General features: G+C 24.5%; 19 protein-coding genes. 2 read left to right on the forward strand and 17 right to left on the reverse strand.

Annotation, left to right across the window (positions count from 1 at the left end; translation table 11 throughout):
* Positions 1 to 60 precede the first annotated feature (60 nt).
* From NBW53_RS05110 to NBW53_RS05170, 13 genes are all read right to left on the reverse strand, one after another.
* Positions 61 to 921 carry a polymorphic toxin type 44 domain-containing protein gene (locus NBW53_RS05110; RefSeq protein ID WP_250277181.1) on the reverse strand — a complete coding sequence of 287 codons (861 nt, stop codon included), beginning with the start codon at positions 919 to 921 and terminating at the stop codon, positions 61 to 63.
* A 143-nt stretch (positions 922 to 1,064) separates the two neighbouring features.
* Positions 1,065 to 1,562, reverse strand: coding sequence for a PAAR-like protein (locus NBW53_RS05115; protein ID WP_250277182.1), 498 nt, complete (start codon positions 1,560 to 1,562; stop codon positions 1,065 to 1,067).
* Positions 1,563 to 1,575: 13 nt separating this feature from the next.
* Positions 1,576 to 2,091 (reverse strand): hypothetical protein, encoded by a 516-nt coding sequence (locus NBW53_RS05120; RefSeq protein ID WP_250277183.1) that lies wholly within the window; start codon positions 2,089 to 2,091, stop codon positions 1,576 to 1,578.
* Between the two features lie 15 nt (positions 2,092 to 2,106).
* Positions 2,107 to 2,652 carry a hypothetical protein gene (locus tag NBW53_RS05125; protein WP_250277184.1) on the reverse strand — a complete coding sequence of 182 codons (546 nt, stop codon included), beginning with the start codon at positions 2,650 to 2,652 and terminating at the stop codon, positions 2,107 to 2,109.
* A gap of 25 nt (positions 2,653 to 2,677) precedes the next feature.
* Positions 2,678 to 4,105, reverse strand: a complete 1,428-nt coding sequence (locus tag NBW53_RS05130; protein ID WP_250277185.1) for a type VI secretion system Vgr family protein — start codon at positions 4,103 to 4,105, stop codon at positions 2,678 to 2,680.
* 33 nt (positions 4,106 to 4,138) lie between these two features.
* Positions 4,139 to 4,720, reverse strand: a complete 582-nt coding sequence (locus NBW53_RS05135; RefSeq protein WP_250277186.1) for a hypothetical protein — start codon at positions 4,718 to 4,720, stop codon at positions 4,139 to 4,141.
* A gap of 218 nt (positions 4,721 to 4,938) precedes the next feature.
* Positions 4,939 to 5,295, reverse strand: a complete 357-nt coding sequence (spoVAE, locus tag NBW53_RS05140) for a stage V sporulation protein AE (RefSeq protein WP_250277187.1) — start codon at positions 5,293 to 5,295, stop codon at positions 4,939 to 4,941.
* 171 nt (positions 5,296 to 5,466) lie between these two features.
* Positions 5,467 to 6,177, reverse strand: a complete 711-nt coding sequence (locus tag NBW53_RS05145; RefSeq protein WP_250277188.1) for a TIGR03943 family putative permease subunit — start codon at positions 6,175 to 6,177, stop codon at positions 5,467 to 5,469.
* Between the two features lie 5 nt (positions 6,178 to 6,182).
* Positions 6,183 to 7,004 carry a metal ABC transporter permease gene (locus NBW53_RS05150; RefSeq protein WP_250277189.1) on the reverse strand — a complete coding sequence of 274 codons (822 nt, stop codon included), beginning with the start codon at positions 7,002 to 7,004 and terminating at the stop codon, positions 6,183 to 6,185.
* Positions 6,997 to 7,710, reverse strand: coding sequence for a metal ABC transporter ATP-binding protein (locus NBW53_RS05155; protein ID WP_250277190.1), 714 nt, complete (start codon positions 7,708 to 7,710; stop codon positions 6,997 to 6,999). Before NBW53_RS05155 ends, NBW53_RS05150 begins: the two co-directional genes overlap by 8 nt.
* 1 nt (position 7,711) lies before the next feature.
* Positions 7,712 to 9,190 (reverse strand): metal ABC transporter solute-binding protein, Zn/Mn family, encoded by a 1,479-nt coding sequence (locus tag NBW53_RS05160; RefSeq protein ID WP_250277191.1) that lies wholly within the window; start codon positions 9,188 to 9,190, stop codon positions 7,712 to 7,714.
* A 59-nt stretch (positions 9,191 to 9,249) separates the two neighbouring features.
* Positions 9,250 to 9,570: a hypothetical protein gene (locus NBW53_RS05165; RefSeq protein WP_250277192.1), complete on the reverse strand. Its 321-nt coding sequence runs from the start codon at positions 9,568 to 9,570 to the stop codon at positions 9,250 to 9,252.
* Positions 9,552 to 9,965, reverse strand: coding sequence for a Fur family transcriptional regulator (locus NBW53_RS05170; RefSeq protein WP_250277193.1), 414 nt, complete (start codon positions 9,963 to 9,965; stop codon positions 9,552 to 9,554). The genes NBW53_RS05165 and NBW53_RS05170 overlap by 19 nt, the downstream gene beginning before the upstream one ends.
* A gap of 203 nt (positions 9,966 to 10,168) precedes the next feature.
* Between NBW53_RS05170 and NBW53_RS05175 the strand changes: the two genes are divergently transcribed.
* Together NBW53_RS05175 and NBW53_RS05180 are read left to right on the forward strand one after the other, a co-directional pair.
* A complete protein-coding gene (locus NBW53_RS05175) occupies positions 10,169 to 11,752 on the forward strand; it encodes a peptide chain release factor 3 (RefSeq protein WP_250277194.1) in 1,584 nt (527 codons plus the stop codon).
* A 151-nt stretch (positions 11,753 to 11,903) separates the two neighbouring features.
* Entirely contained in the window at positions 11,904 to 12,329 is a 426-nt protein-coding gene (locus tag NBW53_RS05180) for a Fur family transcriptional regulator (RefSeq protein WP_250277195.1), read from the forward strand.
* A 295-nt stretch (positions 12,330 to 12,624) separates the two neighbouring features.
* On the opposite strand, the gene NBW53_RS05185 is transcribed toward NBW53_RS05180, so the two are convergent.
* The 4 genes from NBW53_RS05185 to NBW53_RS05200 form a co-directional block, all read right to left on the reverse strand.
* Positions 12,625 to 12,957 (reverse strand): hypothetical protein, encoded by a 333-nt coding sequence (locus NBW53_RS05185; protein WP_250277196.1) that lies wholly within the window; start codon positions 12,955 to 12,957, stop codon positions 12,625 to 12,627.
* A 590-nt stretch (positions 12,958 to 13,547) separates the two neighbouring features.
* Positions 13,548 to 15,155 carry an SIR2 family protein gene (locus NBW53_RS05190; RefSeq protein WP_250277197.1) on the reverse strand — a complete coding sequence of 536 codons (1,608 nt, stop codon included), beginning with the start codon at positions 15,153 to 15,155 and terminating at the stop codon, positions 13,548 to 13,550.
* 266 nt (positions 15,156 to 15,421) lie between these two features.
* Positions 15,422 to 15,907, reverse strand: coding sequence for a phage holin family protein (locus NBW53_RS05195; RefSeq protein ID WP_250277198.1), 486 nt, complete (start codon positions 15,905 to 15,907; stop codon positions 15,422 to 15,424).
* 8 nt (positions 15,908 to 15,915) lie between these two features.
* Entirely contained in the window at positions 15,916 to 16,716 is an 801-nt protein-coding gene (locus NBW53_RS05200) for a M15 family metallopeptidase (RefSeq protein WP_250277199.1), read from the reverse strand.
* Positions 16,717 to 16,752: the final 36 nt, after the last annotated feature.

Raw genomic sequence — 16,752 nt, forward strand, 5'->3', positions numbered from 1 at the left:
TAAAATTAATAATTTTATTTCACTTTTCATTATTTTTCTCCATATAATTATACATTTAATTTATTTTTTATTGTGTAACGTTTTAGCATTAATTCCATCTTGTATAGTTTCAGAATCACCTTTATTATCAAAATAAAATGTGTACTCATTATTTTTCAACTTATCAAAATATTTTTCAAAACCATAATTCGAAATATCACTAAATATTTGAGCACCTCCTGCTCCAAATTTTATAAACCAATCATAACCAAAAATTTCATCTCCTACATATCCGAACATAAAGTTCCCAATATAATCTGGTCTTAATCCATTTTTTATAATTTCTGGATTAACACATTCTCCTTTAAAATCAAAAGGCATTGCCCATATTGAATCATTGTATTCTTTATCTATTCTATTTTTTAAATCCAAAGGTTTATTAGTATTAACTAAATTTATAAAATTATATCCTATAATAGCAAAATGTTTAATATTAGTTTCAAATAATGTACCTTTTAAATTATCAATAGAAAACTCATCTTTTAAAAATGCTATATGAACTTTGTTGTCTTGTATAAAAATACTTTTACTTATAATATCACATATTTTAATTGTATAATCATATAAATTGGGTATATCTATATCATTATTTAACATATATTCTCTAAATTCTTTTCTTGCTTTATCCCTATTATTATCATTTTTTTGGAGTATTTTTTTATAAGCATCAAATAATTCCTTATTGTCATTTATAAAAGCTCCTTCAAAATCATTTAAAAATTTATCTATATCTTCTAGTGTATTTATATCTTCAGGATTTGTACTTAGTACTTCTTCAATTTCCAATTTTTCCATAACAGGTTCTTCTTCATAAGTTAAATCTTGTCCCGAATCTATTGGCTCTATTATCCCCCCATGTCTACATACTAAAAATGAATTCATTGTTAATATTTCATATCCTTTTGAAAGGTCATTTCCATCTTTTTCTTTATCGCTTGCATCTTTTTCTCCATTATCAACAATTCTTACTTTTTTCTTAGTATCTAGCCATGTTTCTAATATACAAGGTACACAAGCCTTTCCTTTTATATTTTTTTCTTTACTTTTCCATTTTCATCTGTTATTTCTTTTTCTAATAACACACGTTCCGATTTTAGATATTTGCTATCCGAGCTACACACTCCAAAACTCATTATATTTTCAAATTCTAATTTATCTAATTTATGTGCTAATGGTTTTTCTTCTACGTACACTCCGTGGTCTTTTAATATATTTAATTTCCTTTCGTGGCTACCACATCTACATTTTAATAATGCCCCTCTTACTAAATATTCATTTGATAACATTTCTTCTAGCTTTTCTGCTAATTCTGCCTCTATTTTTTCTGTATCTTCCTCTGTTTGTTGGTTGTTGCTGTCTTTATTTAAATATTTTGCTGTTTCTTTTAGGCTTTCTTTTTTTTGTATTTTTATTTCTTTTTCTATACTATTAATTTCTTCTTCGCTAAGTTTAGGTATATCATCTGTTGATAATTTATTACTTTTAGCTAAACTATCAATCCAAGACTCTTCATATTTTTTCACTATTACTCCCCCCTTATAAAACTTTCATTTCTATTAAATTTATACCTTTAACTTCTCTTTTAAGTATACTTTCTACTAAATCCATTCTAGCTACTATATATCGTTTATTAAATCCGCCTATTTTAAATATTGGCTTATCTTTAATTTTTTCTCTTTTCAATATTATTTTTTCGGCTATTTCTTTGCTATCAATATCATCTTTTCCTGCTAAACAATAAATTTCTTCAAATATTGGTAAATAATATACTCCCATCTCTGCTATTTTAGGCTCTATTAATATTATTTGTTTCATTTTTAACTTATTGTCATATAATTTTACTACTTCTTTTACTTTTTCACTTATTAAAAATACAGGGCTACTTATTATATCTGTCCAAAATAAAAATTCACTGTCTTTTATAAAAAATGCTTTTCTTTTTTCTAAACTATAATGTCTACTTTCCGGCAAAAAATTTATGTCTTGATGCCAGCTTTTAAATTGTGGTGATGAATAAAATTTTTTATCTTTTTCTATTATAAAATATTTCATATAAAATACTCCATTTTAATTAATTTCTTTTATTATCGTTGATTTTTCCATATATTCACCATATAGTATAATTATTTTTCTTTCACTTTCTAAACTGTCAACTTCATTTAAGAGTTTTGTTATATATTCTAAATACATTTCCATATATTGAGCTTCATATTTTATTATTACTTCTCTTAACTCAAACTCTAAAAGTCTTGTAAATTTTTTATTTATTTCCTTTTTTATATAGTCAATATCTTTTTCTATATTTTCAAATAAACATTTAATACTAAAATATTCATATACTGCTTCATTATCTAAATATAACTCTTCGTTATATCCTGCTAAAATAACTTCATATTTTTTAGTTATTAATGAACTTTTTAAAGGAGATATTATTATGTAAATTTTCTCTAAATTATTTTTAGCTTTTACTATTTTGTTAAGTTTAATTACAAATTGATTTTTTACTTCTTCTTTATTTTCAAAAAATTGTTTATCTATTGTCTTTTTATTTTCTAAAACTTTTTCTTTAAATTCAGGACTTATATATTCTAAAATTTCACTTATTCTATCCAAGTAACAACTCTCCCATTTTATAAATTTAATTTAAAAATATTTGATTACCATTTGTATATGCATTATCTTTTAATTGTTCAACGGTTTCTCCTTGTACTGCTGATATAGTATCTGGAGAAATTAAAGTTATCTCTTTAGTTGCACTTGCTATTGTTATATCTTCTTCAGCTTTTATATTTATTGACTTATCACTTATTATTTTTATACCTTCCTCATCTATTATCTCTATTGACATTCCTTTATTATTTGTTATAAGTAATGTATTTGGTGTAAACAATACTTCTTTTCCTTGTTTGTTCATAATAGATTTATAATCTGGATTTACTCTTCTATTATCCCCTATATCTTTATTTTTATTTTCTTCTTTTACTTCTAAATGAGTTGAGCTTATTACATATGCTTCTGCTTCATCTTCTGTTGGCATATATATTCTTACTCTATCGTTTATTTCTGGCATTGAATACCAACCTGTTCCATCTGGTGTAGAATATACTGTTGAATATGGAAACCATCTAGCACCACATCTTCCTTTATTTTCGTCTTCTAATATTTCTATTTGTACTACATCACTTTTTACATTTGTTATATTAGCCTCTAGTGATGAACCTAATAAACTTATGCTATATTCTTTTGGAACTTTAAATCCATTTTTAGATTTCATATAATACATATGATATAGTTCACTTCCGTCAAATATAGTTTCTATCTTACTTATATAAAGTTTGTTTCCTTCTACTTTAAATATATCTGCTAATCTGTATAACTCTCTTGATTTAAATATATAATATGTATAGTCTTTTTCAGATACACCTTTTAGTCCTTTTCCAGTTTTTTCTCCATATTCTTTAAAATCTTTCATTATAGAATATGTATTTTCTTCAAAGTTTAGCTCTTTTGAATAATTAGGTATACCAAAATAATATCTACTACCACTAACTTTATATTCTGGAAATAAAACACTTTCAAAATGACTTGCTAACCTTTTTATAAAATTCCAGTCTGTTTCTTTATATTGTAATATAAATTTGTTTATACTTTTTTCATTTCCCACTGTCATTATAAAGTTACTATTGTCATAATTTTCTTTACATACTTCTAATAAATTTTTATATAATAAACTACCACTTTGAAATGTTCTTGTGTGTATTTGTAAATCCATTAAATAGCTTCCTGTTTTTAGCTCTATATCCATTTTACATAGTGTATTTTCATAATATATATTTAGCTCAGATAAAATTCCATAAAATAATGTTTCTTCTTTTTTATTTTCTTCTAGCAATACTACTTCTACCCACAAGTCTTTTAATCCTAATTTTAAATATTTTTCTGCATCTTCTTTTTGTATATACATAGAGGCTTTTAATTCACCATGTTTATTTTCTTCTACCTTACTTTCTATATTTAATAAATTTGTAAATTCAAACGGTTTTATTTTTATATTTTGTTCTCTCATATTCTCACCTATATTTAATACTTACTTTTTATTTTATTCAAAGTTTTCTTCTATAGTCTTTATCACTTGAAACGCATATTCTTTCCACTCATTTACATCTTCATATAAACAATTAAATATTCCATGCATCACTTTATTTCTTATTGGTAATATATACATTATGTTATACATTGGAAAATCTAATCCATAGCTTTTAAAATCAAACCAACTAATTGTTTTTTCTCCTATTTTTTCACTTTTTAAATCATAAAATATATAAGCTGGATTAACCTTTTTTAATAAAATTTTAAACTGTGTTATTGCATCTTTTGTTTGTTCATTTTTTATTGGTAATGGCATCAAACTAAATCCAAAATTTACTGATGTATCCAAACTTGTCTTTATTATTTGAGGTCTATCTTCTGATGGGTATTTTATTTTTTTCATATTTTCTGGTAAATCTATAAAATTTTTAGATAATAAAATGCTCATAGCATTATTAAATAATTTTACTTTTTCAAACTCTACATATTCATTTTTTATATACACCCCTTCTTTTATATTTTTATTTTCTTCTTTATATTTTTGTCTTTTCATTTCAAGTATTGTTTCATCTAAATAATTATTTTCACTCATTTAAAAAACCTCTCATTTATTAAATATATTTATATATATATTTTCATATACTTTGTATTATTTTGTCAATACATTTTACATATTTTTTACTAATATGATTATAATCTAGCTTTTAAAAATTTTAAATTAAAATAATAATAATTTTATAACTTTTATAAAAAAAGATAATCTTATGAAGTAATAAAACTTCATAAGATTATCTTTTTTTTACTTATTATTTATTTTTTCTCTTTAGGATTAAATATTAAAGCCATAATAAAGGCAAAAACTATAGCACAAGTTATACCTCCAGCTGTTGCCTTAATTCCTCCTGTCAAAACTCCTAAAATACCTATTTCATCTACCTCTCTCATAACACCTTTTGCAAGTGCATATCCAAAGCCAGGTAATGGAACTGTAGCTCCTGCTCCTGCAAATTTTACTAATTTCTCATATAAGCCAAATCCTTGTAAGATACAGCCAGATATAACAAATAAAACTAATATTCTAGCCGATGTAAGTTTAGTTTTATCAATTAATATTTGACCTATAATACATATTAATCCACCTACTATGAATGCTTTAAAATAATCCATATTTTATTCTCCTATCATTAAAAATCATATTATTTATTTTTTTCAACAAAAATAATTTTATACATATTTTTAACAATATTCATTAAAACTATTTAAAGGTAAATAACATTTATTAAATAATTATCTACCTTTATTATAAAAAATATTATATTATTTTAATATATAAATAAACTATTGTTCAACAAATTCTGCTCCTCTTTCTTCCAACACTTCTAGTTTACTTACATTTAAATGTAACTCAATAAAGCCATTGTTATCAACTAATTCAGGTGTTCCTGTAACTTTTACCCAGTCGTTGTCTTTAGGAAACTCACCATCATATTTTAAGAAAAAACCTCCCCAGCCATCATTTCCACAACAACCAGGACCTTTTCTATAAACTACTGGAATATTTTGAATTCCTTCTTGATTGTAAAATAATGTGTACATACCTTCAACTACAATAGTTTTATCTTTATAACTATCAAAATTAAAATAAATTTCATTAATTTGTGTTAAAAAAAGTTTTTCACCTATTACAAGTATATCTTCGTTTTTATCATTTGTTTTATCTTCTGTTTTATTATCGTCTATAACAATAGGTGGAATATTAGGTGATAAACTACTAGTTGTCGTTTCTTCTTTTGTTTTTTCTTTAGCTTGACTTTTAGTAGTTGTTTCTTGTTTAGTTTCTGCTTGTGTTTTAGTTTCATTACTCAGTGTATTAGTAGCCTCTTGTGTAGAGCTTTCTGTATAAGTGCTTTCACTTGTTTCTATTGATGAAGTTTCAATAGTTGTAATATCTTCTTTAGGTTTATTTTCATCTTTAGCTTTGTTAAAAATACAACCACTTAATAGTAAAGTTATAAAAAACACGGGTATTAAAGTTTTAATATACCTCACTATTATCACCTCTTCCCTCGAGCCCAATCAAGTATTGAAAATATTATAAAAAAGCAAATATTTAAAATTGCAACACTAGCTCCAGTAGGTGTAGCATATACATATGAAATAGTTAATCCTAGTATAAAACAAAATACAGATATTATAGCCGAACATATTATTACTTTTTTAAATTGTTTAAATATACGCATTGCTGTTAATGCTGGAAATATTATTAAACTAGATATTAATAATGCACCCATAGTACGCATACCTAATACAATTGTAAAGGCTGTTAAAAGAGCTATTAACATATTATAAAAATCTGCTTTTGTTCCAGTAGCTCTTGAAAAAGTTTCATCAAATGTAACTGCAAAAATTCTATTATAAAATAATATAAAAATTATTAAAACAGTTATAGAAAGTACTATTGTTAATAAAACCTCGTTTTGTCTTACACCTAGTATAGAACCAAATAAATAATTACATACATCTGTGTTCATACCTGTAGTCATAGATACTACCATTATACCAATTGCTAACGAGCCTGTCGAAACAATAGCAATAGCTGCATCTCCTTTTATCTTACTATTTTCTTTGAGACGTAATAACAAAAATGCTGCTATTACCACTATTGGTAAAGAGATAACAAGCGGTGCTACATTAAGTGCTGTGGCTATGGCTAATGCTCCAAACCCAACATGAGAAAGCCCATCACCAATCATAGAATATCTTTTTAACACCATACTAACACCTAATAATGAGGCACATAAAGATACAAGAATCCCTACAATAAAAGCACGTACCATAAAAGGATATGATAACATTTCTTGTATTAAATTAATCATTAGAAGCACCTCCTATAGAGTATTTCATACCAAGTGGTGATGATAAATATTCTTCTACTGTTCCAAAAAATAATTGTTTTGTCTCTAAATGTAATACTTTATTTGAATATTTTAATACATTTTGTATATCATGAGATACCATAATAATTGTTAAATTTTGTTCTTTATTTATTTTATAAATCAAATCATATAAGTCTTCTGTAACAATAGGGTCAAGTCCTGCAGAAGGTTCATCTAAAAGAAGTATCTTTTTTGTTGCACATAAAGCTCGAGCTAATAAAACTCTTTGTTGTTGTCCTCCAGATAATTCACGGTAACAACGATTTTTTAAATGTGTAATCCCAAGTTGCTCTAACTTTTCTTCAGCTAAATTCTTTTCTGCCTTGCCATAAAATGGTCTCCATTTTAACTTATTTAAACACCCAGAAAGTACAATTTCAAATACATCTGCCGGAAAATCTCTTTGTATTTGAGTTTGTTGTGGAAGATATCCTATTTCATCTGCCTTTAAATCATCTCCCATAATAATTTTGCCTTTTGAAGGACTTTTTAATTGTAAAAGTCCTTTTATTAAAGTACTCTTTCCGGCACCATTTTCTCCTACAATACAAAAATAATCTCCACTTTCAACTGAAAAATTTAAATCTTGTACTGCAATTTTACCATCATAAGCAAAACTTAAATTTTGTGTTGTAATCAATGCCATATTAGTTCAAAGCCTCACGAAGACTCTCTATATTTTTTTGCATAAGAGACACATAAGTTACTCCATTTTTAAAGTCATCGGCAGATACATTATGACAAGAATGAAGTGTTAATTTTTTTGAATTTGTTGTATCACAGATAGAATCTGCAATTTTTCCATTAGAAAATTCTATTGTAAATACTATAGGTATTTGTTCTTCTTTTACTTTGTCCGCTAAAAATGCCACGGTAGCTGGGCTTGCCTCTGTTTCTGTAGAACAACCACTAAATGCTGCAAAATAATTTAAACCATAATCTTTAGCTAAATAAGCAAATGGAAAACGGTCTCCAAAAACTATTGTTTTTCTTTTTGCAGAATTTACAACATTTTGTAATTCTTCATCTAAAGTATATAATTCTTTTATAAATTTTACTTTATTATCAGCATATTCTACTACATTTTCAGGGTCTTTTTCAGCTATAACTTCTTCTAATATTTCTGCAATTTTTATTACATTTTTAGGTGAAGTCCATACATGTTCATCTAATTCGTGTGAATGGTTATGTTCTATCATCTCTTCAGCTATTTCTTTTCCAGTCATACCATTTGGATAATATGTAGGCCAATTTTCTAATTCTTCTAATAATTTGTCAAATCCTTCATCACCAAAATATAAATGGAAATGGTCTAAATCTTCAGTTGGTTCAATTAAATGGTCGCTAAATTGGATATATTTAGGAGCTCCACTATTTTTATCAACTGATTCAAATTGATAACGAACACCTTTTTTACCAGATTCATATGTTAAAATTTCAAATCCTTTATATGTATATTCTGAAGTTGATGGTTTTCCATCTTTATAAAAAGTAATTTTTCCATCATCAATTTTAATACGTTCTACATCTGTTTTATATCCTTTAGTATAATATTCTTTATATTCTTTTTCTGTTTTATCTTGATTTTCTTCTGCTTTATGATGAAATACTTCATCTAAAGAACCATCTTGTAAATATGGATATACAGATTGCCAGTCACCTTCCCAGTCGCTTAATTCACGGTCTTTTACTTGTGAATCTTCAAATTCTCCATCATTATGGTCATGTTCGTGTTCCATACCTTCTACTATTTCTTCTTCTATGGTATCTACACAATCCATTAATTTTAGAGTTTCTGGTTTGTTTTCACCCATTGAAGACAAGATGTCATCAACCCATACATCATTTTCTCCTCCAGTATAAATAAAAAGGTCAGCATTTTGAATATTTTTTATATCTTGTGGTGTAGGTTCAAAAGAATGACTTTCAGCACCTGGTTTTATTAGCATAGTTATATTTGCATTATCTCCAGCAATTTGTCTTGCAAAGTCATATTCTGGAAAAATAGTTGTAACTATATTTAATTTTTTATCTGCATCAACAGATTTTGTTTCTTCCTTATCACAACCTGTTAATGCACTAATTACCATAAGCCCTGCTATGAATAAAGATAATTTTTTCTTCATAAATTCCTCCTAAAAATTAAAAAGTATTTATTTTTACTATAAATTTGTAAGATATAATTTTAATTATTCATTCTTACTTTTAATTTAATAGGTGTTAAAACTATTTGATTATTTATATACGTTATATTTTTAATAAGAAAATTCATTAAAAGTAATACTATAATACTTATACTTATTGGTGTTATAAAAAATTGTTTTATTAAAATTTCAATTTTTTTAACATTTGTACAAATAGGACATTTATCTCCCACACATATATGATTATAATTTTTAATTTCATAAATACTATTAACGATAAAAAATAAAATACAAAAAATACAAATTATATACATTTTTATTTTATTTACCTGATTTTTTTTATTTAAATATTTTGATGACATTTATTACACACTCCACAAAATACCGTATCTTCTAAATCAATCTTAATTGGTGTATTACTTTTAAAAATATCTGTTAATGTTTGTAATTCTTTACTTTCAAAATGTTGCAATTTACCACAATCTTTACATCTAAAGTGAAATTGCTCTATCGAATTTTTTGTATTATCTATATATTCAAAATATGCACTAGAATTACCTTCCATGGCATATTTTTTTACAATCCCTTGCTTTACAAACATTTCTAAATTGCGATATATAGTTGATACACCAACAGGTAAGTTAATTTCTTTTAAATGTTCTTCTATTTCAAATACTGTAATATGTTTATTACTATTAAGTTTTAAAAAATCTAAAATAATTTGTTTTTGTTTTGTATTATATGGTAACCTTGGCATTGTTACATCACCCCAACTAATTTGATAATCATTCTTAATTTAAGTTTTTCAATATTTTAACATTTTAAATTTTTATTGTCAATATATTTTTAACTCTAATTTTCAAATTATATAAAAATGTATGATAAAATATATTGATTAATAGCATATTAGATGATATAATTTTTTAGAAAATTAAAAGGAATTTTAGAAAGGTTTAAATTATGTCTAATATTAATAACATAGAAGAAATAAATAAAAGAAGAATTTTTGGTATAATATCTCATCCAGATGCTGGTAAAACAACTTTAACAGAAAAATTATTATTACATGGGGGGGCTATAAGAGAAGCTGGAGCTGTTAAAGCTAGACGTGGACGCTCTGCAAAATCTGACTGGATGGAAATAGAAAAACAAAGAGGTATATCTGTTACTTCCTCTGTTATGCAATTTGAATATAAAGATAAAAAAATATCTATAATGGATACACCTGGTCATAATGATTTTGGTGAAGATACTTATCGTATATTAACATCTGTAGATAGCGCCGTTATGGTTATAGATGCTGCAAAAGGTGTAGAAGCTCAAACTAAAAAGCTTTTTAAAGTATGTAGTATGAGAGAAATACCTATTTTTACATTTATAAATAAACTTGATAGAGAAGCAAACCCTCCTCTAGACCTTCTAGAATCTTTAGAAGAGGCTTTAGGCTTACCTTCTGTTGCTATAACTTGGCCTATTGGAAGTGGGTCTATATTTGAAGGTATATATGATAGAATGGAAAATAAAATACATCTTTTTAAAACTAGAGAAACTATTGAATTATCTGAAGAAGGTGTATTTGATAAAAAATTAGATGATATTTTATTAAAAGAAAATTTAGAAAATCTTAGAATGGATATAGAATTATTAGATGGTGCTGGTAATGTGTTTGATTTAGATTTAATATTAAAAGGAAAACTTTCTCCAGTTTTTTTTGGAACTGCTTTATCCGATTTTGGTGTTACTGTATTTTTAGAACACTTTTTAAAAATATCTCCTGCCCCATCTATTAGAAAAACAACAACAGGAACTGTAAGCCCAACAGATGAATTTTTTAGTGGATTTATATTTAAAATTCAAGCTAATATGAATCCAGCTCATAGAGATAGATTAGCTTTTTTAAGAATATGCTCTGGTACATTCGAACGAGGTATGTCTGTTACTTTATCAAGAACTGGTAAACAAATTAAATTAAATCAATCTACTCAACTTATGGCAAATGAGCGAGAAACTATAGATATAGCTTGTGCTGGAGATGTTATAGGTATATATGATTCTGGTAATTATCAAGTGGGAGATACACTTACGAATAGTAATGAAAAAATATTTTTTGAACCATTACCAACCTTTCCTCCAGAGCTTTTTATGAAAGTTAGACCAATAAATACTATGAAAGCAAAGCATTTTCAAAAAGGTGTTGACCAATTAGCTCAAGAAGGTGCTATACAGGTTTATAAAAATGAATTTAACGAAGTTATTTTAGGAGCTGTTGGACAATTACAGTTTGAGGTTTTTGAGCATAGAATAAAAAATGAATATAATTCAGATATAAGAATGGAGCCTATTAGCTTTACTGTTGCTAGATGGGTAAAATCTAATGATATAGAAAAATTAAAAGATTTTCAAAATTCTAGATGCTTGTTAGTTTTTGACCATTTTGATAGACCAATTTTACTTTTTGCTAATCAATATACATTAGATACTTTCATAGAAAGAAACCCTAACTTAACACTTGTAGATGCGTTAAATATACAAACTGAATTATAATTTAAAAGTGTATTGTATTAGATAATTATTATCTATTACAATACACTTTATTTAAATAAAAATTATTTATTAATTTTATTTAATATTTTTATTGATTTTTTTCTTAATTTATAGTATCATATAAGAATAATTATTATTAAGGAGGTGCTTTATGGAGATTCTAATCAAAAATCTTAAAAACAACAACTTAAAAGTTACTCCACAAAGGTTGACTATATATAATTATTTATACCATAATCATATACATCCTAGTGCAGAAACAATATACAATAATATTAAAGAACAAAATCCAACAATAAGCCTTGCTACTGTATATAAAACATTAAAATCTTTAAAAGATTCAGGGCTTATACAAGAAATTAATATAGGTGAAGATAGTTTTAGATATGATATACAAATTAAACCTCATTCTCATATAATTTGTACACATTGTAATAATGTTATAGATTATTTTCCTGAAGATGATTTTATATTTAATATTCAAAATAAAGTTGCTAAAGAAACTAAATTTCAATTAGATTACAATCAAATGTATTTTTATGGAATTTGTGAAGATTGTTTCAAAAAACAAAAATAATATTATAGTTTTATTAAATTATTAAAACACTATAATACTTAAATAATTTTCTTAATAAAGATAAGATATAGGTTAATTAATCTTATCTTTATTTTTTTGATTAAATATAAAATAATTTTAAATTAACAAATTTTTTGTTATAAATTTATTATTATATTGTGTTGATAAAGTAATTTAAACTTTAAATTATTTTATACCTTAATTTTTTATTTTATAAATAATAATTTTTGAATATATTATTTATTACTTTTATAAAATTTTTTTATTTTATTACTAAATAATATTTTTAATCATACTATTCATTTAAACTAAATTTATATAAATTTTCTAATGGTTTTATATCAAATTCTAAAATAAACCTTTTAACTTCCTGTAATAGCATTTTTAAATTTATTTTATTTGTTTTAAATCCTATATGATTATTCCAACTTATATCTGTTTCTATATTAATTTCTAACTCATTATAGCACCAATCAATAAAATCATTCATTAACATAATAAACCCAATATTTTTATTGTTAATTGTAACCCAAAATAAAATGTCATTTTCATCTAACATTTTAAATTTAATTTTTAAATTGTTCTCTTTAAACCAAATTTTATTATTTATATTTTTTTCTTGTTTCATAAATTGTACTCCTTTTAATTATAATTAAATTAAAATAACTTGTATTTAAACTAATTTTTACGTTAATATATACAATTTATTACCAAACTGTATAGTTTTTAAATAATTAATATTTACAGTAGATTTTTAATTATTTAGTACAAGTATTTATAAAATAAAAAAATAAAAAACCTTGAAAAATCAAGGTTTTAAAAGGGTTTAAAGTATTAAAAATATATAGTATGGAGATGAGGAGAGCCTCTCCCCTCTATCTCCTATAACCCTTGTATAATTAAGCTTTTTGTACATATATTTATATGGTTTTATGCTTAGTTTATCCCTAGTTTACCTTTTTCAAATTTACTATAGATGTAAAAGGCTTTAATCCTTAAAAGATTAATTGTTAATTTGTTCTCTATAATTTTTTAATACTATTATGCTATAGCCTTAATTATTTTATAAATTTGATATTGACTTTTTAATATATTAGTGGTATATTTATTACATATCTTATATATAATATAATAAATTAAATAGAATCACATAGTGGTTCGTTATAATATTTAATTTTGAGCGAGTAATATTGTTTGTGTAATAATGTATTGCACTTATTATATTTTCTCGCTCGTTTGATTTTGTGAATATTTTCTTTTAACTAAATCACTATATTTTAAATAATCATATACCCTTATTAATCTTCTCATACTTGAAGTCATATTTTTATTTGATTTATAATTTTTAAAAAAATCTTGTTGTAATTCATTTTTTATAAATTCTTCTAGTAATTCTACATTTGTTTCACTTTCAGTTAAATGGCAAATACAATCTATTTTTTTTGATAATGTCAAATTATCATCTGTAATTATTGAGCTTATACTTTTTAATGGAAATCTATTTCTATTTTTAACAATTGTAGATGAATAAATTGTTTTATTAAATTCCATACATTTATTATATATATCTGAATAATTTTCTTTAGCTTTATATAAATATTTATTCAGAGGCAATTTGTTACTTGAATTCATTACATTATTTGTATTTTTAAGCATCTCATCATATGTAAATTCTAAATTTTCATTTATTAAATTTATATACCATTCATTTGTAGTTAATCCTGTTAGACCTTTTAATGCAAACTCACTGGCTTTTCCTATTGCAAGAATTAAATCACTATCTGATAAATTAGGGTTATTTATTTCTCCAACTCTTAATTTTGATGTTGGTTCATTAGAAATTATAAACTGATATAATTCCTCTTTAAGCATTCTAAGAACTTTTGCTGGTATTTTCTTCTTTTTATTAGATATTATATCAAATATTTTTTTATAATTATCTGTACTTAATTTAGTCATATGTATTTCTTTATCATTTAAATACATTGTATGTTTAGAAACTTCAATATCATTTCTATTTTCTTCTCTTTCAATAAAAACAAGTCTATTTTTCAATTTTATCAAATTTTCATTAGATAAATATTTTGTCATATTTTCTAAGATAAGCTTAATATTATAATCGTTTATAGAGTATCCAATAAAAATTATAGGATATTCCATAAATAATGTAATTAATTTAGATGAAAGGTACTGGTTTTTTTCTATAAAATCTACATAATCTCTTTCATTAATAACTATACTACTTGGTTTAGTTGCACAACCATGTATTTTATATATCTCTGCTATTCCTTGTATGTTTGAGAAAATTAATTCTTCTTGCCCTATATAAGATTTAAAATCACTTATTAATTTTTCTATAAGACAATCATAGTTTGTTGTTATTATACTTGTTACACTACTTTCACACATAGATATAAAGGAATTCAATTCATCATTAATCATAAAATTTTCATCTAATAGTTTTTCAAAAAAATAACCTATTTCTGCTTTAAATGGACTTAATCCATTATTTGCTATTTCATTATAATATTTTTGTAAGTTTTCTCCTCTAAATTTTTCATTACATAACCATTTTTCATTAAAGTCTATTTCTAAAACTTCTGCTAATTTAGGTAGTAATCCTGTTTTATTTTTCATATTAATAACTCTATTTTTATAATAACTATATGAAAAGCTATCATTTCTTATTCTATTTGAAAATACTTTTAGCAAACCTTCCCAATCAGGAGCTGATAAATATCTCCTAGAAAATCCTGAACCAATAAATAAAATTGGTGTTGTTTCAAAGTTTTGTACTATTTCTTCAAATTCTTTAATAATAACCACTCCTTAAAATAAATTATTTGTATTTATTTTAATAATAACATAGAACACAAAAAAAATAAAGAGAGCAAAAGCTCCCTTATAAAATTATTTTTTAAACTATTTTAGTAACTTTAGTATTAACATCATAAATAACTTTTTTACCCAAAACTTCTGCTAATTCGGATATACTATAATAGTTTTTACTATTATCATTGTAAGCAACTAAAATTTGTGTCCTAAAATTATATATAAATTATAAATTTTGCATATTTATAAAAAGAGAGTGTCTATTCACTCTCTTTTTCTTCTAAATTATTAATTACTTCATTAACATTTTTATCAATAATTTTATTAGCAACCTCAAGACCTTTTATTAACCATTTAGGAACAAGATGCCCCTTATCAAGCTCTACCATATTTTCTAAAATACTTCTAAATTCATTTATTATACAATGGGCAAGTATAAACCAACCAATAGACAACATTATATGTAAATTTAATCCTATTATTTGACCTATTTGTTTAAATACAATACCAAGGCCAAAGCCCATAGCTATTAAGCACCATATTAAAAACTTTTTAATAAAGCCTTTCATTGCTTGTCTTGAGCTTTCTTTTTTTAGGTATCTAGCTTTCATTACTCCAGTTGTGTAGTCTATTATATTTAAGCCTAGTAAAAATACAAATAAAAACCAAAAATCACCTAGAATAGCTGATAATATACCTGTTATTGTAGATATTATATAATTTACTTTAGTTTCAAAAATATTCATACTAACACCTACTTTTTAAATATTTTATCTAAAATAGATTGTTTTAGTTTAAAAAATATACTGTTATTAGTTTCATTATATCCTGTTTCAAAGCCTAAAAACTCTGCTAAGTCTCTAACTTTTACAAAGTTAAATCCACCACTAGTTATAGCTTTAACAGTGACTTTTTTGTTGTTAGCTTCTACATTTATATTTTCTAGAATATCTTCTAAATTTGTTATTTTAGTATTAGCATCATATTTAATATTTTTATTTAAAAGTTCGGCTAAGTCTCTTATTTTTATAAAGTTTTCGCCTTTTTCATTTATTACAGTAAATGCTTTTGTTTTACCATTATAACTATAATTTCTAGTTACAAACATATATTTATCAACTTCCTTCCAAGTTTTTTTGAAATTTTCGGGCGTGCCATATTTTTTAGCAAGGGTTGTTGTATTTCCATATTTAGTAAATTCTATATGTGGTTTGTCGGGGAAGCCTTTCCAATTTCCACCCCATTCAAACCCTAATTTAACAGCTATACTTCCTACCTTTGCAAACCAATTGTCTGTATCATTATATATACCTTTTCCGTCATTTCTGTAAATATCAAAAGCCATACCCCAGTTATGATTACTATATGGATATTTAGCATTTGTTACTATATTACCTGGCTTTGTTCTACCTTGTTCATATAAGTCATTTTGCTCTTTTTCTGTCCTAAAAGTTTGACTAATTCCAACTATCAACCCATTTTTTTTACATTCTTCTAAAAATTTAGGTATTATAGCTTGCACTTCGGGGTGTAGTAATGTTATATCTCTACTCATAAATATCTCCTTATTTTTTGCATAAAAAAAAGCAAG

This window comes from [Clostridium] colinum, assembly GCF_940677205.1.
GTDB classification, from domain to species: Bacteria; Bacillota; Clostridia; order Lachnospirales; family CAG-274; genus Tyzzerella; species Tyzzerella colina.

Excerpts from the sequence above, each read along its gene's own strand:
- spoVAE (WP_250277187.1), bottom strand. The coding sequence starts at position 5,295 with ATGGATTATTTTAAAGCATTCATAGTAGGTGGATTAATATGTATTATA.
- NBW53_RS05155 (WP_250277190.1), bottom strand. The coding sequence starts at position 7,710 with ATGGCATTGATTACAACACAAAATTTAAGTTTTGCTTATGATGGTAAA.
- NBW53_RS05175 (WP_250277194.1), top strand. The coding sequence starts at position 10,169 with ATGTCTAATATTAATAACATAGAAGAAATAAATAAAAGAAGAATTTTT.
- NBW53_RS05195 (WP_250277198.1), bottom strand. The coding sequence starts at position 15,907 with ATGAATATTTTTGAAACTAAAGTAAATTATATAATATCTACAATAACA.
- NBW53_RS05185 (WP_250277196.1), bottom strand. The coding sequence starts at position 12,957 with ATGAAACAAGAAAAAAATATAAATAATAAAATTTGGTTTAAAGAGAAC.
- NBW53_RS05160 (WP_250277191.1), bottom strand. The coding sequence starts at position 9,190 with ATGAAGAAAAAATTATCTTTATTCATAGCAGGGCTTATGGTAATTAGT.
- NBW53_RS05135 (WP_250277186.1), bottom strand. The coding sequence starts at position 4,720 with ATGAGTGAAAATAATTATTTAGATGAAACAATACTTGAAATGAAAAGA.
- NBW53_RS05170 (WP_250277193.1), bottom strand. The coding sequence starts at position 9,965 with ATGCCAAGGTTACCATATAATACAAAACAAAAACAAATTATTTTAGAT.
- NBW53_RS05180 (WP_250277195.1), top strand. The coding sequence starts at position 11,904 with ATGGAGATTCTAATCAAAAATCTTAAAAACAACAACTTAAAAGTTACT.
- NBW53_RS05130 (WP_250277185.1), bottom strand. The coding sequence starts at position 4,105 with ATGAGAGAACAAAATATAAAAATAAAACCGTTTGAATTTACAAATTTA.
- NBW53_RS05110 (WP_250277181.1), bottom strand. The coding sequence starts at position 921 with ATGAATTCATTTTTAGTATGTAGACATGGGGGGATAATAGAGCCAATA.
- NBW53_RS05150 (WP_250277189.1), bottom strand. The coding sequence starts at position 7,004 with ATGATTAATTTAATACAAGAAATGTTATCATATCCTTTTATGGTACGT.
- NBW53_RS05200 (WP_250277199.1), bottom strand. The coding sequence starts at position 16,716 with ATGAGTAGAGATATAACATTACTACACCCCGAAGTGCAAGCTATAATA.
- NBW53_RS05165 (WP_250277192.1), bottom strand. The coding sequence starts at position 9,570 with ATGTCATCAAAATATTTAAATAAAAAAAATCAGGTAAATAAAATAAAA.
- NBW53_RS05120 (WP_250277183.1), bottom strand. The coding sequence starts at position 2,091 with ATGAAATATTTTATAATAGAAAAAGATAAAAAATTTTATTCATCACCA.